Source organism: Stenotrophomonas nematodicola, from assembly GCF_009467805.1.
GTDB lineage: Bacteria > Pseudomonadota > Gammaproteobacteria > Xanthomonadales > Xanthomonadaceae > Stenotrophomonas > Stenotrophomonas nematodicola.
Genome location: NZ_WIAY01000001.1, coordinates 235,940 through 256,051 on the forward strand (window position 1 = coordinate 235,940; position 20,112 = coordinate 256,051).

Sequence of the window (20,112 nt, forward strand, 5' to 3'; positions counted from 1 at the left end):
GTCGGCTTCATTTCTGAGCTAGCTCAGCGGCTTGGACCCTCCAATTTTGAAGAGTCCAAGCGAACAATTCACTTGCTGGCTCCGGTGTCGCGGTCCCCGAGCCCCAACCACGTCAGAACCCCTTGGACTTCGGCGGTGTCAGTCAAGGCGCTGACTGATCCATTCCCATGTCGCCTTGCTGAGGTAGCCTTGGTACTCGCCACGGACAAGCTGGGATACAAAAATCCCGTCATTCTTATCGAGCTTCTGTTGAAGATGAGGGTCGGCAGGGAATCATTACGTACAGGGCCAGAACTGACCTAAGCGGCTGACGTATAAGGCTGTTTTCTCGTCGCGGGGGTGATCTCCCCATCTATGGGGCCTGTTCGAGGACCTTGGCCGTGTAGCTCAAGGGCGCCACTGCCCTTTCAAGATCCAGGTGGTAATCGCCAAAGCGATTGATGTGACTGGTCCGATAAGGCGACAGACCGGCCAGGATCTCGGGCGTCAGTTCGACCCCCTCCTTCCGCATCTCAGCCAACGTCCGGCTCATACCCTCCACGTTGTGGAGGATGATCATGTTGGCCACCAGCTGGCTGTACTTGATGATCTTGCGCTGCTCGTGTTGGACGTTCTCAGCAATGATCCCTTGGCTGCCAAAGAAGACCCATTTCACGAAGCCGTTGTACTCCTCGCTCTTGTTGGTCGCGGCATGAATCGTTTTGCGAATCTCGTTGTCATCAATGTAGCGCAGCAAGAACAGCGTTCTAACAGCCTTGCCCAGCTCCCGAAAAGCGAAGTACAGCTTGTTCTTCCGGCTGTAGGTGCCCAGCCGGCGCAGTATCGAGGACGCGGTGATCTTGCCCAGTCGGATCGAGATCACCACACGCAGCATGTCGTGAAGATGGGTGGCGATCAGCTGCCAGTCGATGCTGTCCCCGAATAGCGCCTGGATGTTCTTATAGGCCCTGCCCGGTTCGGGTCGGAAGAACGTCAGATCCTTGATGTTTCGGATCCTAGGCATCAGCTGGATACCCAGCATGTGGGCCAAGCCGAAGACCGGATAGCTTTGGGCCTGCGTGTCCCCGTGGACGATCTCGGGCTGGATGTCGGAAGTGTTGGCCAACAGGCCGTCGAGGATGTAGATGCCCTCGTGCACGCCACAGGGAATGAAGTGGCTGAACAGGGCCACGTATTTGTCGGACACGTGGTAGTAGCCGATGCCGCCATAGCCGCCGTAGCGGATGTGGTACTCAGACAGCAGGTTGTCCTCGTAGACGCTCCACTTAGTGCCATCTGCTGACGTGCTCTTCCCGCTGCCCCAATAGCCCGGTAGGTCGAATTTGTTGTAGGTATTGATGACCTCTACGATGGCCTTCTCAAGCACATCCTCGGTCACGTATTTGAGGTTGAGCCAAGCGACTTGGCGCCGGCTGAAGCCCTTGATCGACCGCGCCGTTTGCGTCGGTCCCAAGTTGCAGCCATAGCAAAATAGCGTGGTGATTACGCGCCGGGGCAGATCTTCGACCTGGCTCTCGGTGCCGGCGATCGGGTGGAAGAAGCGATGCAGGTCCAGCCATTGGCTGGCATCGATCAGGACATCGACGATGCTGGACTCGGGCAGCCGTTCAGTGATGAGGCCGTCCACGGTAGCAATTGCACTGGAGACTTCTGCACGCTGCCCCTTCCGTAACACCAGACGACCATCCAGAATGTCCGCATGCACATTCTCTGGAAAGCGCTCGTCGACTTCGTCGGCCAAGGCGGTCAATTGTGCACGCAACCCGGCCACGAAAGACTCGGCGTCGGTGGGCAAGCCTGACACCTGGCCATAGGCCTCCAGCTCCTGGGCCAAGGTGGCTTCATCGACCAGTTGCTCGCGGTAGTCGTCAAAACGCTCACTGCTGGGAACGAAGAGATCTCCCGACTTCAGTTCGTCTTTGACCTGCACCAGCACGGCCAGCTCGAAGTACTTGCGGTGCATCCAGCCGGCGCCTGCCGCGCTGGCCCGCTTGCCGAACACGTGTTGACGCCAGAGCTTGGACATCCAATCGAAGTCCTTTTCCGGGTCCAACCCGAGGGAAGCGACCTCGATTAGCTCACGGCGTTGGTTGCGCAACGACAGTACCGCTGCGATCAACGGCTCCATGCCGGCATCGTGGCTGGTCGCCCGCAAGTTCATCAGCTCCAGCCCGTTGAACAGCAGCGGCCTGACCGCGCCGTAGGGCTGCAGCATGAACGGCAGGTAGTTTTTCCCCGCGTAGGCCATATGTTCTTCGCATTCGGCCAGCAAGGTAGACACTTCAGCTTCCAGGCTGTTGTCGATCGCGTCCACTCGCTGACTATCGCTGCCATCGAGCTGATAGGCCTGCAGGACTTCCTTGAGCTGGCCGATGAGGAAGTCGGCCCGCTTGGCATGTTCGAGCTGATACGCCAGCAATTTCTGTTGCGCGGTGTTTTCCAATCCACGCACCTGCTTGATGAACAACTCGGCCGCATCATCCAGTGTCTTGGCATGCTGAGCGCGAATGAATATGGTGGCCAGCGCATAGCGTTTGTCCGGAGCCAACTCGGACAACTCGCTGGCGTCATACGCCCGAGCCATTGCACGGAATTGCTTGAGCTTGGGCACTGGCACATCGATGGGAGGCAACTGCTCAGCCAACTGCTGCAGCATGCGGATGTGCTGCAGATAAAACCGAACTTCCTTGTTGGTAGGCCGGCCAGGCTCGCGTTTGAGCGAGTTCCAGCCAGTGAACCTCGACCCTTCCGGTGCGCGCAGCAGTTCGTCAATAAGCGTGCGCGTGTCCGGCGTCAGCGCGTGACTGATGTTGCGGTAGTAACCCAGATTGACCCGCTCCCGCGCCCCGATTGCGGCTAACTCCAGGGTGCGGAAGCCAGGAAGTTCATAGCGATGGTGCACCAGCTCTTCAAGCAGGACGTTCACGATGTCCGGGATAGTGTGCTTGGTCTGGGCTGCAGCGGTGGCCACGGTGTCTAGCCAAGACGACCCGGCTTTGTCCAAGGCACGCACGCCAATGAACTGCCGAAGCTGCGGCATGTGCCGGCGCTTGCTACCTGAGGCGTCATAACGGTCGAGCTGGTCGGAGTCCAATACCCGCCCAAGACGGGCGGCCTTGGCGATGTGCTTCCTGATTCGCTCAGGCACCTCGGCCAACAGGGTGAAGTAGCCCAAGCGCTGGAACAGCTTCAGATGAATCAGTATGGCCAGTTGGGGTCCTGGCTGGGTAGTCAGCCGCTTGGCGAATGCAATCTCAGCGGCGGTGGGGGTATAGATCTCCTCCAGTTCCTTGGCGGTGGGATCAGGCTTCAGTCGCGGGTAGGCGGTCTCGTGAAGGGTAGCCATTGGATCCGGAGGTTATGAGGGGATCAATCCCAGTGCCGGCCGTCGTCTGTATTGAGAGACGCTTCCAGGAAACACTGGTGCGTATCGGCCATGCGGTGCATGTCATCGAGCAACGTGGCCAGGATTTCATCCAGATCCCGGTCGGGATCGGTGGGAACAGTCAACTGGTACTCGCTGCTGGCAGTGTTCAGGCGCACAGCCTGGAACGGGGCCAAGCAGATCTCTTCGATCCGGCCTCGGGCCTTGGCCGCGCCGCGGCCCGTGCGGGCAAACGGGGTCAGCACCATGCGCAGGCGCAGCTGCAAGGCCGGTTTGCCCTCGGGCGCCGGCAGTGCCATCGCCGGTACCGGCGCGGTTGGACTGGGCAGGCTTGCTTCAATGCGGTCACGGGCAAAGGGGTCACGCCCGTCCAGATAGCGCATGGCCGACTGCACATCGCGCCAGCCCACGTACTCCATCAGCGCCTTCATGTCCCAGCCTTGGTCGTTGGCCCAGCTGGCAAAGCCGCGGCGCAACGAATGGCTGCTGTGGAGCCCCGCATCGGCAAAGCCGGCACTGGTCAGCAACTCGCGTAGCAGGCGCACCAAGCTGTTGGGATGCAGGCCCTCGGCGCTCACCTGGCCCCATTGGTTAACCGCCCGAAACACCGGCCCTTCGTGCAGGTCGGCCGCCTGCAGCCACACCTGGGTCGCCTCCACCGGGCACAACCGCGACAACGCCGGCACCTTGTAGGTGACGCCGGCGGCCTGGCGGTCGCCCTTGCTGCGCGGCAGGAAACAGGTCATTCCCTGTCCCGGCACCAGCGTGAGATGGGCCACGTCCAGACGCAGCAGTTCATCGCCACGGAAGCCCCGCCAGAATCCGAGCAGCACCAACGCTCGGTCGCGTTGATGGCGCAGCGCCGCCGCTCCGTCGCCCCGGGCATGCGCCGCCGCGATCGCGGCAGCCAACCAGTCATCGAGCTCGACCAGCCGCCGAATCTGCAGCGGCGCGGCTTGCTTGACCTGGCCCGGGTGCAGGGTCTGGATGCCTTTGAGCACCTTGCGCACCAGCGGCGACCGGGTCGGGTCGACAAAGCCGTGGTCGCGGTGCCAAGAGGCAATGGCGGCCAGCCGGTGGCGAAGCGTGCTGGCGGCTAGGGTCTGCGCATACGCGGCCAGGTACCGCGCCACGCTGTCCGGTGTCGCTGGGAGGTGGCCTTGCCATTCAACCTCGAAGTGCCGCAGCGCCGACGCATAGCTGCGCACCGTGTTCTGGCGCGTGGCTGCATCGAGGTAGCGGTCCAGTTCGGTCACTGGCGCGTGGCCTCCACAGCGACCGGCTGCCGCAGGGTCGACAGGATGGTGCATTCAGCCCGCTGCCCACCGTGGCAACTGGCAATCACCCGTTCCAACTCGGTGGCCATGCGCTCCAGGTCGGCCATGCGCGCCCGCACGTCGGTCAGATGGCTGCGTGCCAGCCGGTCCACGTCCCCGCACGAAAGCTCCTCATCGCCGGCCAGCTGCAGCAGGCTGCGGACCTCCTCCAGGCTGAAGCCTAGGTCCCGGCCGCGCGCAATGAAGCGCAGCCGCTCGATGTCGGCCGGGCCATAGACCCGGTAGCCATTGCCCGAGCGCCCCGGGCGCGGCAACAGGCCGATCCGCTCGTAATAGCGGATCGTCTCCAGGTGGCATCCACTGGCGTCGGCAGCCTCACTGATTTTCATTCGTAGTACGCTTGACTCCGTAGTAGCTACGGACTTTACACTCACCTGCTGTGTCATGCCAGCGACCCGCCCGGGCCCGGCTTCCCTGCGACTGGAGATGTTCCGATGAGTGATTGCGGCTGCCACCACGAGGCCAAGAATGCGCAGGAGCGGCGCGTCCTCTGGATCGCCCTAGCGTTGAACGCGGCGATGGCCGTGATCGGCGGCATCGCCGGCTGGATTGCCCATTCCACTGGCCTGCTGGCCGACGCTCTGGACATGCTGTCCGATGCCACCGCCTATGCCATTGGCCTGGTCGCTATCGGGCGCACGGCGCGCTTCAAGGCCAATGCCGCTTGGGTCAGCGGCAGCGTGCTGCTTGTGCTGGGTGTGGGCGTGTTGGTTGAGGTGGGCCGCCGGGTGATGTACGGCGCCGAGCCGGTCAGCGGCTGGATGATTGGCACCGCCCTGCTGTCGCTGGCGGTCAATATGGCGGTGCTGCGCATGCTGGCACCGCTAAAGTCCGGCGAAGTGCATCTGCGAGCGACGTGGCTGTTCACGCGGGCCGATGTGGTCGCCAATGTTGGGGTGATCCTGGCCGGTCTGTTGGTGTGGTGGCTGGCCAGCCCGTACCCGGATTTCGTGATCGGCGCCCTGATCGGCCTGTATGTGATCAAGGAAGCCTTCGAGATTTTAGGTGATGCCCGCCGGGCAGGTGCCGACGCGCGCAAGACGGCTGCATGACCAGGCTTGGCCGACTGAGCTCGGACTCTGGCGGCTGCGCTTGAACCCGGCACTGTCACGTGGCGCAGCTGGCCCCCGACCTAATCCGTCGCAGCTCAATCTGCGTGACCGTGCGGAAGCTCAGGCAAAACGTTAACTTTCTGTTCTTCGGATGCCGGATTCCGTCAATTTCCCGCGCCAGCTTTTGCCTGGCCACCTGACTCGCAGAGGCCACTCGAGCCCGCGAGATTGATGAATAAGCGTCAGCTTGCTGATGAGCGGGACCCAAGGTATCTTTCCGGCCTCAAATGTATCAGTCCTAGCCACACGTGCCTTCCATTGTCATCCATGCCAAGCGCTACGCTCTGGCACTGCTGCTCGCAGTGATGATCATCGTGCCTGTCGTTGATGCTTCGGTCTGCTTCTCTGAGGAGCAGTCACACCAGGAAGTGGCAGGGCCAGGCGATGGCCACCCCGATAAGGCGCATGCCGCTTGTGGTCACGGTCACTGCCACCACAGCAGCACTTTTGTGGCGTCCAACGGTTTCACCAGTGCCGAAGCCGCAAGAAATGAAGGCGGGCACACGTTCTACGAACAGCCCATGACGTCCCACATCCCGGACACGCTGATTAGACCTCCCAGGCTTTGATCGCATAACAGGCGCAACGCGCCTGTCAGTCCTTCTGCGATCACCTTTGTGTAGGTCTTTCCATGAACACATCTTGTTGCTGGGCGCTCCGTGCGCTCGGCCGACGCGTGGCTGCACGTGCAGTCGCCGGCCAGTACTGCGCCGCCTTGAAGAAGGCGACCTGAATGCCCTTCTCAACATCTACCAATCTCCGAACTGCACGCGATCGAGCGGCACTACTGATGGCAACCTCCGTGCTTGCCATCGGCGCATCTCTTGGTGTGCGCGATTTTGGGCCTGTCGACGAACCGAGATTTGCCTTGGTTGCCACCCAAATGGTGGCAACCGGAAGCTCGCTGTTCCCGCGTCGGGGAGCGGAGCTGCACCCAGACAAGCGTCTCTTCATGTGGATCTCGGCTGCACTGCTGTCACTGACCCAAAACCTGCGGACCGCGGTCCTGGCCCCTTCGCTGGTGTCAGGCGTTGCATATGTGTGGATGGCTTTCCATCTAGGAACGCGCAATGGCGGCCGTGTGCGCTAGGGGCGCGCGCGGTGGTCAATAAAAAGGAATCACCAATGCATTACGTGAAAACAGAATTCAACCGAGGCAGTTCGCGCGGGGGCCTAGGCTCAGATCCACTGGGCCGTCTTGGCAAGCCCATCTGCGGCCCGCAGCTGGGCGTCAACACGTTGATTATCATCGTGGCGATGTACTTCACGTTCTTTCTCAACAGCGCGTTCTTCGCAGAAGTAATTGCGAAGAGTGGTGCGGACGGAGCAGCTCGTGCGCTACTTGTTATCTCTACGGGAGCGATCCTCACTGCCTTGAATGTGCTCATTCTCGGATTGCTATGCGTTCGATGGACGGTGAAGCCGGTTCTTGCATTGCTTCTCGTCGTGTCCGCTACTGCTGCCTACTATTCAGACAATTACAGCGTCTACTTCGACGCCAGCATGGTACGAAATGTGCTGAAGACCGACGGCGCTGAAGCCGGAGAGTTGCTGACCTGGGGCTTCTTTCTTGCGGTACTAATTAAAGGCGTCGTGCCAGCTATCGCGGTATGCATGGTAAGGCTCCAACGTTCTTCCAATGTGACGCGGGCGATACTTGCAAGAGTGCTTCTACTTGGCATGGCGGTTGTTGTAATCGTTGGCGCGGCAATTGCGTCATTCGACGACCTCTCATCACTCATACGCAATCACAAGCAAGTCAGATACCTTGCAAACCCTGGAAACTACATCGCTTCCATTGCGAAGGTTGTGCGAGAAGACACCCGTGCGGAGCGCGGTCCGATCCAAGTGGTTGGCCCCGATGCCATGATGACGCCTCATCCGCCAGGCGCGAAGCCCCACTTCTTGGTCATCGTTGTAGGTGAGACGGTTCGTGCGCAGAACTGGGGTTTGAATGGATACGGCAGACAGACAACGCCACAGTTGGCAGCGTTGGACGTCGTCAATTTCTCAGACGTGACCGCCTGCGGGTCAAACACCGAAGTGTCGGTGCCCTGTATGTTCTCTGCGTACGGGAGGCGAGACTACGATCGAGACAAGATCAAAGGTTCGGAGTCGCTTCTGCATGTTTTGGAGCGTGCCGGGGTCAGGACCCTATGGCGTGACAACCAGACTGGATGCAAGGGCGTCTGCTCTGATCTGGCATTTGAATCCTATCGCGTGCCGGTCAAGGATGTTCTGTGCGACGACCAAGCATGCCGTGACGAGATTATGCTGCAAGGTCTGCATGACTCGATCGAGGACAACCCTGGTGATGTCGTTGTCGTTCTACATCAGCTGGGGAACCACGGACCCAGCTACTTCAAGCGATACCCGGAAGATCTGACGAAATTTACTCCCGACTGCCGAAACGCAGACTTGGGCAAGTGCACACGCGGTGAAATCGTCAATGCGTATGACAACGCGGTCCTTGCGACAGATGACTTCCTTGCAAAGACAATTCGCATGCTTGAACAGGACAAGAGTCACGATACCGGGCTGATCTATGTCTCCGACCACGGCGAGTCATTAGGGGAGGCGAACGTCTATCTTCACGGGCTCCCCTACGCTATCGCCCCTGATACTCAGATCAAGGTGCCGATGGTGATGTGGATGTCTGATGGTATGAAGAGCAGCAACAACCTGGACCTTCAATGTGTCCGGGACCGATCAAAGCAGCCGTCCAGCCACGACAACCTCTTCCATTCTGTGCTTGGCCTGATGCAGGTTAGGACGACGGTGCTAGACGAGAGCCTAAATCTGTTCTCAGGCTGTACCAGCAACGCCGGTCACAGCCTATAGCCGACCACGGCGAGTATCGCTGTTGGAAGACCCGTGAGCGTCTCTTGGGCCCAAAAGAAGGAAACATCGAAGTGGCAGATATGTACGGTCATCGTCCGCGGAGCATTGCGCGCGTCTTTGAGGCGCTTCGCTGGTCTCTCCAGGGGCTGAGATCAGCTTGGCTGCATGAATCGTCGTTTCGGTTGGAAGTTGTTATGGCCGCGGTGGCATTACCTACAGCTATCTTTTTCGGCAACTCAGGGGTAGAGCGAGTGCTTCTCATGGGGAGCGTACTGTTCGTTTTGGCATTCGAGCTGCTGAACTCCGCTATCGAGGCAGTGATCGAACGGTATGGCCCAGAAATCCATGAGCTGGCTGGTCGTGCGAAGGACATGGGGTCGGCTGCGGTGTTCGTGGCTCTTTGCAATGTCGCCCTCACATGGGCCGTTATCCTTGTGGGTTGATTCCCTGGGTCCCGACCTGAACGGGGCTAGGGTGCGTTCAAGCACAGCCACCGTAGTGTTTTTATGTAATTGTATCCGTCCAAAAGAGGTTGCTAACCTTTCCCAATGCGTCGCTCTCTGCCTGCTATTCGTATATACCTGATGCTGCTGCTTTTGGCGGCGTTCGTGGTCGTGCCTGTGGCCGAGGCATTGGCGTGCGCGCAAGAAGCGACGGTCAGCGTGGGCGATGTGCACGCCTTGCAAAGTGATTCAGACTCCGAGTCGAGCAAGAGCAAGGATTCGTCCAGTGCCGATGCCTGTGGCCATGGGCATTGCCACCATTCAACGGCAAGCCTCCCAGCTGCCGGTCACGACGATCTGTTCGCCGATGGCCGGATTTCGCTGCACAGTACCGAGCACGGGGACGTCTACGCCCTCCGACTCGACGGACCCATGCGCCCCCCCCGTATCTGATCTGGCTCTGCCCCGCATTTGCGGGTAGTTCGCTCAGATAATTTACGGGAGTTTTTATGTCGATTTTGACGGGTCGGTCGCTTTCAGCGACCGGGTTGGCTGTCGCTGTTCTGCTGGCGTTGGTGCCAACCGGGCATGTAGCTGCTCAAACTGCACCATCTTACGAATCGTTGCTTTCTCGCTTGAACCAGATGCCTGCGACGGTCCAAGGCGTCGCGCTGGCTGAGGCAGCCGAGGCGCGGGTACAACAGGCTCGGGCACTGCCCAATCCGACGGTCTCCATCGAAGCGGAGAACGCCTACGGCACTGGTCCCTACAAAGGTTTCTCAAACGCTGACAGCATTGTCACCCTCTCCCAGCCGCTGGAGATTTGGGGTCAACGAGGGGCCCGAGTGCGCGCCGCGCGTGCGGAGGCTGGGGCTGCAGGCTTGCGGGGTGATCTGATGCGCAGTGACGCAGCGGGTCGCCTGGCTGCGACATACGCCGAAGCAGAGGCTGCGCTGCGCCGATATGAGTTGGCCAGCGAGGCATTGGCCTTGATTGAACAGGACGCCAAGGCGGTAGCTGCGATGGTCAGCGAGGGACGTGAGCCCAACCTGCGCGGTGTGCAGGCACGGAGCGAGGTCGCCAATGCAAAGGCCAGCCTAGATGAGGCCGAGGCCTACCGGGATGCGGCGCTTGCTCGCCTAGCCGGGGTGTCCTTAGTGGACAGCCCGCTGACCGACATCGGCGAAAGCCTGCTTGACCGAGTGCCCTCTCACCCAATTGACAATGAGGCCGCCCCGCTTGCCGTTCGTATCGCCCAAGCCGAAGCGGACGCCTCCGGCCGCCTTATCGATGTTGAGCGCAAGCGTGCGTTGCCACAACTGAGTGCATCCGTGGCTCAGACGCGCTTCCGCCAAGCGGGCGACCAAGCTTACAACGTGGGCATCAGCCTTTCGATCCCCCTATTCGATCGTAACCGCGGTGCGATCCAGGCGGCCTATGCGGAACAACGTGCTGCCGAAGCGGTTCTGGAGGCTCAGAGGCGTGACAGTGAGGCGGCCCGTTTGGGAGCGGTAGCGAGTCTCAAGGCATCCAACAGCCGCGCACGAGCAGCGGATGAAAGCGTACAGGCCGCAGATGAAGCCTATCGGCTGGCCCGCATCGGATTTGAGGCAGGTCGTATATCGCAATTGGAGCTGCGCAGCACGCGATCAACCCTGATCGCTGCGCGTGGCAGTGCTGTGGATGCCCGTCTTAGCCGGGTGGCAGCAGAAATCGACCTCGCCCGCCTTGAAGGGCGCGCACCGTTTGTGGAGGCAAAATGAACAAGTACGGAAACAAGACGCTCATCGGAGCGACGCTGCTGGCTACCTTGATGATGACCGGCGCGCTGACCTCATGCAGTGGCGGGGCGCAGGAGGATGCCAAATCCACCGGTACGGAGGCAGAAAAGCCGGCTGGAAAGGATGATGGTCACGACGATCACGCAGCTGACGCAAAGCCGGGCTCCGCCGAGGCGCACAGTGAAGGTGATGGTGATGGCGAACATGGCGAAGAGGAGTCCGAGGAAGGTGTAGTCAAGCTGACGCCTGACCAGATCAAGGCATCTGGCATCGGCGTGGTGGCTGTCGGCCGCGGCGGTGGCGCATCGACCCGCCTTGCAGGTCGCGTCGAGCCGGCCATCGGGGGGCGTGCTGCCATCGCCTCAACGGTCACCGGCCGCGTTGAGCGCGTGCTTGTTGCGCCGGGTACAGCCGTCAAGAGCAACCAGCCCCTGGTGATCATTGTCAGTGGAGAAGCTGCGACCTTCAAAGCCGCCGCCACTGCCGCTGCGGCGGAGGCCGAAGCCATTCGCCTGGCCTACGGCCGCGACAAGTCTCTTGTCGAGCAGGGCGTAGTGGCTCGCCAGGAGCTGGAGGCCTCGCGCGCGCGCTCTTTGGCCGCTGATGCCGCCGCTAGTGCTGCACGTGCACAGGTAGCGGCCAGTGGATCTCCGGACAGTTCCGGCCGGGTGACAATCTCCAGTCCTGTCGCTGGCGTGGTTGGCAACGTCCAAGTGACGCCCGGTGGTGTCGTCTCAGCTGGAACGCTTGTTGCGGAGGTTTCCAATCCGGACATGAATGAACTCGTATTCACTGCACCGCCAGCACTGGCCACTCTCGCGGTGCCCGGAATGAAGCTGGAAGTGACTGGCCCGGGCGGAAGCTTCGAAGCTGAGGTGATTGCCGCCGCTGCGAATGTGATGCAGCAGGGAGGCACCGCGACCATTCGCGCCAAACCAATTTCGGAGAAGTTGCCACCGGCCGGCTCCCCCGTTTCGGCCGTCATCATCGCCGATAGTGCCGCTGAAGGTATGAGTGTGCCGGCGGATGCGGTCCAAAGCGTTGATGGCAGAAGTGTTGTCTTCGTTGCCGTCCAGGGTGGTTTCCAGGCTACGCCGGTACTCGCTGGTCGTCGTGCAGGTAATCGAATCGAAATCCTTAACGGCCTGACAGGTAGTGAGCGCCTCGTAGGCGCCAATGCCTTCCTGCTCAAAGCCGAACTGGCCAAGGGCGAAGCCGAGCACGGCCACTAAGGGAACTCATACACCATGTTCAAGATCATCATTGAAGCAGCGGTCAAGTTCCGTTGGCTCGTGGTGTTTCTGGCTGCTTCGATTGCCTGCTTTGGCTTGTTCCAACTGAGCAAGCTGCCAGTCGATGCTGTACCAGATATCACCAACCGCCAGGTTCAGATCAATACCATCGCACCTGCCCTTACTCCGGAGCAGATTGAACGCCAGGTCACCTATCCTCTGGAGACGGCCTTGGCCGGCATCCCAGGTCTGAACACCACTCGCTCCCTATCACGCAATGGCTTCTCTCAGGTCACCGCGATCTTCACTGATCAGACCGACATCTATTTCGCCCGCCAGCAGGTGGCAGAGCGGATGCGGGAGGCTGCCGGAGATCTGCCCGAGGGCGTGTCCCCCATGCTCTCCCCGGTTACAACCGGGCTGGGCGAGGTTCTCATGTGGACGGTGGACTTCAAGCCATTCGACCCCAAGAAGCTGGCCAAGCCCGGCCAGGCTGGCTGGCAAGAGGGTGAGGTCTACCTGACACCAGAGGGCGATCGTCTTGGAACCGCCCAGGAGCGCGCAACGTACCTGCGTACTGTCCAGGACTGGATCATCGCACCACAGATGCGCTCCAGCCCCGGCCTGGCCGGTGTTGATACGGTGGGTGGGTACGTCAAGGAATACGGCATCTACCCCGACAGCGCTCGACTGGCGGCATACAACTTGGGTCTGGCCGATCTGGTCCAAGCACTGGAACGCTCCAACGTCCAGGCTGGCGCGGGTTTCGTCCAGCGTGCGGGCGAAGGCCTGGTCGTTAGGGCAGACGGCCTTGCCCTGACGACCGACGACTTGGCTCAGTCGCCGGTGGCCACCAAGGACGGTGTGGTCATCCGGGTGGCCGATGTTGCCGAGGTCGGTATGGGGCGCGCCCCACGGCTTGGTGCAGCTAGCCGAAATGGTCATGAGGCGGTACTGGGCACGGCACTGATGATCGCCGGCGGCAACAGCCGCACCGTCGCTCAAGCTGCAGCTGAGCGCCTGGCACAGGTCAATGAATCTCTGCCCGCCGATATCTTCGCAGAGCCAGTGCTGGACCGTAGTGTGCTGGTTAACTCCACTGTCAAGACTGTCGCCAAGAACCTGACCGAAGGTGCCCTGCTGGTCGTAGTTGTGCTGTTCCTGCTCCTGGGCAACCTGCGTGCGGCAGCCATCACCGCATTGGTCATTCCGCTGTCGTTCCTGTTCGCTGTTATCGGCATGAACAAGTTCGGTATCAGCGGCAACCTGATGAGCTTGGGTGCGCTGGACTTCGGAATCCTTGTAGATGGCGCGGTAATTGTGATCGAGTCCACCCTGCTGATGCTTGGCAAGCGGCGTGCCGAACTTGGCCGACCCCTCAATGCCATGGAGCGACTGCGTGTAGCCGCCGACTCGGCGAGGAAGATGGCGCGTCCTGCAGCCTTCGGTCAGGTGATCATCCTGTTGGTGTTCGCACCGATCCTTACCTTGGAAGGTGTGGAAGGCAAGACGTTCCACCCGATGGCCGCCACCTTCATGCTCGCCCTCGTTGGCGCATTCATCTTCTCCTTTACCTTCGTACCGGCGATGGCTGCCCTGCTGGTCAGGGAGCCCAAGCTCCACGCGAAGAAGGAAGGACACGAGGGCGACCAGGACGAAGAACATGAGACAGCCATCATCCGCGTCCTGCGCGGCCGCATCGAACCGGTGATCCAAGCGGCGATTCGTAGGCCCAAGGCAGTGTTCGCTGGCGCCCTCGTGATGCTCGCAATGGGCGTGGTCGGCTTTACGATGCTGGGTCGAGAATTCATGCCAACGCTTGATGAGGGAAACCTCGCTATGCAGGCGTTGCGTGTGCCATCTACGTCGCTTGAGCAATCGTTGGCTATGCAGTTGGCGCTGGAGAAGGCCATTGCTGCTGAACCAGAGGTTGTGACGGTCTTCTCGAGGACCGGTACTGCTGAAGCAGCTATCGACCCCATGCCGACCAACATCTCCGACAGTGTGATCGTACTTAAGCCGAGAAAGGAGTGGCCAGACTCTTCCCTGAGCAAGGAGGATCTGATTGCAAGGTTTGAGACGATCGCCGCCTCGCAGATAGGCAACAGCTTTGAATTCAGCCAGCCCATCGAGCTGCGCTTCAATGAGCTGATCTCAGGTGTACGTACGGACCTAGCCGTCATGATTTACGGCGATAACTTCGAGCAACTGCAAGCTGTTGCTGACCAGGTCGCGCTGAAGCTGAGAAATACTCAGGGCGCAGCGGATGTCCGTGTTGAACAGATTTCCGGCCTGCCCACGCTCAATGTGGCAATCGATCATCTTGCAGCTGCGCAGTATGGCCTCACGGCGGCGGACGTGAGCGACGCACTTTCAACCGGTATTGGCGGCGCTGCGGCAGGCAAGATCTTCGAGGGCGACCGCCGGTTCGATGTTGTGGTGCGCCTCGGCGACGATGCACGCAATGACCCCGATCAGCTCGCATCGCTGCCGATTGCAACCCCAACTGGGGGCATCGTGCCGCTCTCCTCTGTCGCACGCATTGAGATCAGCGAGGGGCCGAACCAGATCAGTCGAAACAACGGGAGCCGTCGTGTCGTGGTGCAGGCTAATGTTCGCGGTCGTGACTTGGGCGGGTTTGTCGGAGAGGCCCAAGCTGCGGTGAAGGACGTGAAGCTTCCACCAGGCGCCCACATGACGTGGGGCGGTCAGTTCGAGAACTTGCAGCGGGCGGAAAGGCGACTCATGACAGTTGTGCCGATTGTCTTCCTGCTAATCGGAAGTCTTCTGTTCATGGCATTGGGCAGTGCGAAGGAGGCGGGTCTGGTGTTCACCTGCGTCCCGCTTGCCCTGGTTGGCGGAATTCTCGCATTGCTGGTGCGTGGTATGCCGTTCTCGGTATCTGCCGCTGTCGGATTCATCGCGGTATCGGGTGTTGCGACGCTGAACGGATTGGTGCTCATGCAAGCCATCAGAGAGAGGCTTGATGCCGGTGACAGTCCATTGATCGCTGCAATGAACGGTGCCGGCAGCCGAATTCGAGCTGTGGTGACCACGGCGCTGGTGGCGATCGTCGGCTTCATTCCAATGGCTATTGCGAGTGGATCTGGTGCTGAGGTGCAGAAGCCTCTCGCCACGGTGGTCATTGGCGGCCTGTTGACCGCAACAGTGCTAACACTTCTTGTGCTGCCGACATTTGCGGGACGCTTGGCCAAGGCAGGCCCGAAAGGGCAACCGGAAACTGTCCACTGAATGATGGAGTGTTTGGGCCCGGCAGAGCATCTGCCTGCCGGACTTCCCGTTCCATTTTTATGACGTTGGAGGGAACAAATGAACCTGACCACAGAACTCGAACTGCCAGTAATACTCCCAGGTGTCTCTCGGGACGACAGCTGCGTCCAGAGGCTGGTCGCTGGTCTTCAGGACATGGAGGGAGTATCGCGCGTGCACATTCGCGAGGGTAGCGACGAAGCTCTCGGAACGCTCTGCATTCATTACGACCCCGAGATCGTCTCGCTTCAGCGAGTGCGAGAGGTGGCGGCATCCGTGGGCATTGAGTTGGGTGATCGGTATGGCCACCTTTTCTTGGAGCTTGGTTCGGCCGTTCACGCACGAAAGGCAAGGACAATTGCGGCGCAAGTGCAGGCCGTACCAGGCGTCATTGAAGCCACCACCAGCCCAGCTGGTGGCATAAGCATCGAGTACGAGAGAGCCAAGACAGGCGAGGCGGAGCTGAGAGCGAAGCTTGAGGCGCTGGGTGTAGCGCAAGAGCCACCGAGTCCGAGGGGAGATTTGAAGGATCAGCACGAAGGACACGATCACAAGGACCGACAGGACCCCGGTCATTCCCACGGGGGCACGCTAGGTGGCAATAGTGAGCTGATCTTCTCACTTGCTTGCGGCCTGCTCCTGATCGTGGGATTTGCGATTGAAAAGCTTGGGTTGACCCAAACGCCCTGGATCCCCACAGCGTTTTACGTAGCAGCCTACGTCTTTGGCGGCTGGTTCACGCTTGGCGAGGCGATCGGGAACATCAAGCTGAAGCGCTTTGAGATCGATACGCTGATGCTGGTTGCAGCGGCAGGCGCAGCCGCGCTCGGCGCATGGGCCGAAGGCGCCTTGCTTCTGTTCCTCTTCAGTCTCGGTCACGCCCTTGAACACTACGCGATGGGCCGGGCTAAACGTGCGATAGAAGCTCTCGCCAAGCTTGCCCCAGAAACTGCCAGGGTGCTGAGGAATGGGCAGGTCGTGGAAGTCCAGGTTGAATCGTTGATACCTGGAGATGTGGTGGTCGTACGTCCCAATGACCGGATGCCGGCGGACGGATTCGTTATCAAAGGGGCTAGCAGCGTTGACCAAGCCCCTGTCACCGGGGAAAGCATCCCGGTTGATAAGCTGGCAGTCAATGACGCTGCTCTAGCACGGGATCGACCTGATTCGGTGGTAATGGAGTCACGTGTTTTCGCCGGCACTATCAATGGCTCCGGCGCCCTGGAGGTTGAAGTCACGCGTCGATCAGGCGAATCGGCACTGGCCCGCGTCGTCAAGATGGTGAGCGAAGCCGAAACCAGGAAATCGCCAACGCAGCGCTTCACAGACAAGTTTGAGAGGGTATTCGTTCCCGCTGTTCTGATCTTGGCCGTGCTGTTACTTTTCTCATGGATCGTGATCGATGAGCCATTCCGCGACAGCTTCTATCGAGCGATGGCGGTACTTGTAGCGGCAAGCCCTTGCGCACTGGCAATCGCGACTCCAAGCGCGGTTCTAGCGGGAATTGCGCGAGCTGCGCGAGGTGGCGTACTCATCAAGGGTGGCGCACCACTGGAGGAGCTGGGCATGGTCCGTGCCATCGCGTTCGACAAGACTGGAACGCTCACTGAAGGCAAGCCGCGAATTACCGACATCAAAGTGATGCAGGGAACGACAGAGCAGGAACTGCTTCACGTTGCCGTCGCCGTCGAGGCTTTAAGTGACCACCCTTTGGCCGCAGCTATCGTTCGAGATGGTAATACTCGCCTGGGCGATGGACCGGTCATGGTAGCGACAGACCTCGCTAACTTCGCTGGAAGAGGCGTTCAGGCGAAGGTGAACGGCATTGACGTGTGGATAGGAAAGGCAGAAATGTTCGGTAACGACGGCATTGGCGCTCTATCCGCGGGTGCGGAGTCTGCCATTGAGGAGCTCCGTAACGCCGGCAGAACCACGATGGCCGTTCGCCTAGGTGATCGCGACCTAGGTGTCATCGGCCTTATGGATACGCCCCGGCCAGAGGCGCGTGAAGCCCTGGACAAGCTAAGGCGCTTGGGCATCCAACGAATGATCATGATCTCTGGCGACCACCAGACTGTAGCTCAAGCCGTGGCAACGGACGTGGGTCTAAACGAGGCATGGGGAAATCTCATGCCTGACGACAAGGTGAAGGCAATACGTCAGTTGAAGGAGACGGAGCGAGTGGCAATGGTCGGCGACGGTGTGAATGACGCACCCGCAATGGCTAGTGCCAGCGTCGGAATTGCAATGGGTGCCGCCTCTTCGGACGTAGCGCTGGAGACTGCCGACGTCGCGCTTATGTCTGAGGATTTGAGACAGGTTGCATTCTCTGTAGCGCTTAGTCGACGCACGAAACGGGTGATCCGTCAGAACGTGTATGTGAGCCTGGGCGTCGTAGCGTTGTTGGTTCCTGCGACCATCCTAGGTCTTGGCATTGGACCGGCTGTGGCAGTGCATGAAGGTTCAACCTTGTTGGTTGTATTCAATGCGCTGAGGCTCCTTGGCTTCCGTCAGTCGTGACATGCGAATTCTAGTGATTGAGCGCGATCGAGAAGTCGCTTTGAAGATTCTGGCCTACTTCGAGGCCCGAGGGCATCAGCTTGATACCATCGGGGACGGCATCGCCGGCCTTCACTTTGCGGCGTCCAATGGTTACGACGCAGTCATTCTTGATTGGATGCTTCCTCGCATGGAAGGCCCGGAGGTTCTGAGAAGGCTGCGGTTGAATCACGGTGTTTCAGTTCCTGTTGTGATGTTGGCTGCAAAGGTTGCGCTCTCGGACAAAATCATCGCTTTCCGCTCCGGTGCAGATGACTATGTGACCAAGCCTTTTGAGCTCCCGGAGCTCGAAGTTCGCCTAGAGGCGTTGGTTTCCCGTACGGAGGGACGCGTAACAAGGAGGCGGCTGCTGATCGGAGAGCTCACGTTGGACCTGAGTACGTTGGAGGCCACACGGGCTGGAAAACGACTGCATCTGTACCCAGCTTGCAGGAAGCTCCTTGAAGCGCTGATGCGGGCAAGTCCTGCCGCTGTGACCAGGCGGCAGCTTGAGCACACTCTCTGGGGTGACGACCTGCCCGACGGGGATCTTCTGCGATCACAGATGTCCAGCCTGCGGCGAAGCATTGATGGTCCGTTTGAGGAAAAGATGATCCAGACGCTGCCGCGGGTTGGGTATCGACTGATACCGCCATCAAGGCCTATGCCCCCCCCCGGGGAAGGGAGGCCCTATGACGGTGAGGCGTAGACATGGCTGCAGAGCCGTCAGTGCAGACCTTGAGCGCCTGACTATTTGGCCACGTATTCTGATCAGAGTATGACCATGTGGAAGCCAGCCGCACTCCCAATTGGCGCGTTCTTGGCCGCAGCGATTTGGGGCGCAGCGGCCATGGTGCCCTTCGCGCCGGCATCAGAAGAGATGATGTTTTGGATACCGGTGTCGATTGCGCTAACGAGTGCGGCTGCTGCATTGGTAGTTGCGATGATGCAAGACATCATTCTGGTCGCGGTAAAGAGATGGCCACTGTTCGTGAAATTCTATCCAACCCTCTGCTTGGAGCCACTCCCCTTTGCATTCCTTCCAATCGTGCTGTCACTCGCCGGAATTGCGGAGTTCGGTCCAGCGATGCTGAGTGCAGCTCTATTGCTGATCGGCTTCTCGTTTGCGGAGACTCTCTTCGCCGCCGCCCTCCACAGAGCCCGGGCGACGCCGACCGCGGTTGTGATCTCGATGCAGTGCGCTGCTCTGGTGTTTGCAGTTTACATGTACAAGAAAGGCATCCAAGCGAACGTCAGTGACATCAGTTGGCCGTGGTTCGCATCGTCTGTCACTGCCATGAGTCTATTCTCCTTCCTAGTCGGAAGGTATTGGGCCAACCTGCTTCGTGATGCTGAGGTGGGGTTCTCTCCCTTACTGAAGTGGGTTCTGGTCACCTTCATAGCTGAAGGATCTACTAGTGAATGGAGCCGGTGGAGATTGAAGCAACCTATTAAGCAACGCAGACCACCGGGGCTTCGGTCCAAGCCTCGCAGGAAATAGGATCCGATCAACCAATCCAAATCATGGAGGCTAATTCTTGACAACTGCGAGCGCGACAAATATGACGCAAGGGCGGATGGGACCACCCGTCGTCAGTCTCGCTCTGTGAGAGGTGGCGCATCGAGATCACGTTTGTGGAGGTCTTCTACCGGCCGGAAGCAATACCCCGAGGTAGGTCCGTGGTGGCGACTTCTGGTTTCAATGCGCCCGAAGCCCACCGGAGCCTCAAAGATGCGCGCTCAGGGTTGCAGCGGTCGCTGGCGACAGTCGTCATCGGCCGGAGCCTGTCCCCCGCCTACCAACCTTGCTGGCAAGGCCGGTGTTTTTTGATTGCAAGATTCAGACCTATCCCGCCTGACAATCACATTCCCTGGAGTCACCGCCAACATGAATGAAGCCGAGCTGGAACAAGTGCGTACGGCGATGTTTACCGACCCCGGCGTGAAAGCGGTGGATGACCTGCGCCTAGTCCCCGCCAAAGAGCGCGGTCGTGCGATCGCGGCCACCATCACCGTCGCTGCGCCCTCGGTCGACCTGGACCTGGTGCATGCGGTGATCGCCCGCGTGCTGGCCGATCAATTTGACATCGATCAGGTCATGCTGTGCTTCAACGACCCGGGTCCGGTGCCACCACAGCCCACAGCGGCGCCCTTGAAGAAAATGTGATCGCCC

The 20,112-nt window shown here is 60.0% G+C and carries 15 protein-coding genes and 1 pseudogene; 13 read left to right on the forward strand and 3 right to left on the reverse strand.

Annotation, left to right across the window (positions count from 1 at the left end):
* Positions 1 to 352: 352 nt before the first annotated feature.
* Genes GDJ08_RS01050 through GDJ08_RS01060 form a run of 3 tightly spaced genes read right to left on the reverse strand, consistent with a single transcriptional unit; the run spans position 353 to position 5,051 of the window.
* Positions 353 to 3,346, reverse strand: coding sequence for a Tn3 family transposase (locus GDJ08_RS01050; RefSeq protein WP_153164114.1), 2,994 nt, complete (start codon positions 3,344 to 3,346; stop codon positions 353 to 355).
* Between the two features lie 23 nt (positions 3,347 to 3,369).
* Entirely contained in the window at positions 3,370 to 4,641 is a 1,272-nt protein-coding gene (locus GDJ08_RS01055) for a site-specific integrase (RefSeq protein ID WP_017355000.1), read from the reverse strand.
* The gene (locus GDJ08_RS01060; RefSeq protein WP_014159604.1) at positions 4,638 to 5,051 is read right to left on the reverse strand and encodes a MerR family transcriptional regulator; all 414 of its coding nucleotides are present in this window, start codon (positions 5,049 to 5,051) and stop codon (positions 4,638 to 4,640) included. The genes GDJ08_RS01055 and GDJ08_RS01060 overlap by 4 nt, the downstream gene beginning before the upstream one ends.
* 105 nt (positions 5,052 to 5,156) lie before the next feature.
* Here GDJ08_RS01060 and GDJ08_RS01065 point away from each other — a divergent pair, with 105 nt between their 5' ends.
* The 13 genes and pseudogenes from GDJ08_RS01065 to GDJ08_RS01115 all read left to right on the forward strand — a co-directional run bounded on the left by GDJ08_RS01065 (position 5,157) and on the right by GDJ08_RS01115 (position 20,106).
* Entirely contained in the window at positions 5,157 to 5,774 is a 618-nt protein-coding gene (locus GDJ08_RS01065; protein WP_014159605.1) for a cation efflux transmembrane domain-containing protein, read from the forward strand.
* A gap of 308 nt (positions 5,775 to 6,082) precedes the next feature.
* Complete coding sequence (locus GDJ08_RS19970) at positions 6,083 to 6,403, forward strand: hypothetical protein (protein WP_062167471.1); 321 nt, start codon at positions 6,083 to 6,085, stop codon at positions 6,401 to 6,403.
* Positions 6,404 to 6,567: 164 nt separating this feature from the next.
* A pseudogene (locus GDJ08_RS20415) lies at positions 6,568 to 6,801 on the forward strand (dolichyl-phosphate-mannose--protein mannosyltransferase); the annotation flags it as partial.
* Positions 6,802 to 6,959: 158 nt separating this feature from the next.
* Positions 6,960 to 8,675: a phosphoethanolamine transferase gene (locus GDJ08_RS01070; protein WP_055765228.1), complete on the forward strand. Its 1,716-nt coding sequence runs from the start codon at positions 6,960 to 6,962 to the stop codon at positions 8,673 to 8,675.
* Between the two features lie 71 nt (positions 8,676 to 8,746).
* Entirely contained in the window at positions 8,747 to 9,118 is a 372-nt protein-coding gene (locus GDJ08_RS01075; RefSeq protein ID WP_027080084.1) for a diacylglycerol kinase, read from the forward strand.
* Positions 9,119 to 9,259: 141 nt separating this feature from the next.
* Entirely contained in the window at positions 9,260 to 9,571 is a 312-nt protein-coding gene (locus tag GDJ08_RS01080; protein ID WP_126941536.1) for a hypothetical protein, read from the forward strand.
* Positions 9,572 to 9,627: 56 nt separating this feature from the next.
* Positions 9,628 to 10,881 (forward strand): TolC family protein, encoded by a 1,254-nt coding sequence (locus GDJ08_RS01085; RefSeq protein ID WP_062167469.1) that lies wholly within the window; start codon positions 9,628 to 9,630, stop codon positions 10,879 to 10,881.
* Positions 10,878 to 12,131, forward strand: coding sequence for an efflux RND transporter periplasmic adaptor subunit (locus GDJ08_RS01090; RefSeq protein WP_062171269.1), 1,254 nt, complete (start codon positions 10,878 to 10,880; stop codon positions 12,129 to 12,131). The genes GDJ08_RS01085 and GDJ08_RS01090 overlap by 4 nt, the downstream gene beginning before the upstream one ends.
* A gap of 15 nt (positions 12,132 to 12,146) precedes the next feature.
* Positions 12,147 to 15,383 (forward strand): efflux RND transporter permease subunit, encoded by a 3,237-nt coding sequence (locus tag GDJ08_RS01095; RefSeq protein WP_153164115.1) that lies wholly within the window; start codon positions 12,147 to 12,149, stop codon positions 15,381 to 15,383.
* Between the two features lie 78 nt (positions 15,384 to 15,461).
* The gene (locus tag GDJ08_RS01100) at positions 15,462 to 17,921 is read left to right on the forward strand and encodes a heavy metal translocating P-type ATPase (RefSeq protein ID WP_027080080.1); all 2,460 of its coding nucleotides are present in this window, start codon (positions 15,462 to 15,464) and stop codon (positions 17,919 to 17,921) included.
* 1 nt (position 17,922) lies between these two features.
* Positions 17,923 to 18,648: a response regulator transcription factor gene (locus GDJ08_RS01105; RefSeq protein ID WP_051176182.1), complete on the forward strand. Its 726-nt coding sequence runs from the start codon at positions 17,923 to 17,925 to the stop codon at positions 18,646 to 18,648.
* A gap of 69 nt (positions 18,649 to 18,717) precedes the next feature.
* Entirely contained in the window at positions 18,718 to 19,440 is a 723-nt protein-coding gene (locus GDJ08_RS01110; RefSeq protein WP_017354992.1) for a hypothetical protein, read from the forward strand.
* 387 nt (positions 19,441 to 19,827) lie between these two features.
* A complete protein-coding gene (locus GDJ08_RS01115) occupies positions 19,828 to 20,106 on the forward strand; it encodes a hypothetical protein (protein ID WP_027080079.1) in 279 nt (92 codons plus the stop codon).
* The last annotated feature ends 6 nt before the right edge of the window (positions 20,107 to 20,112 follow it).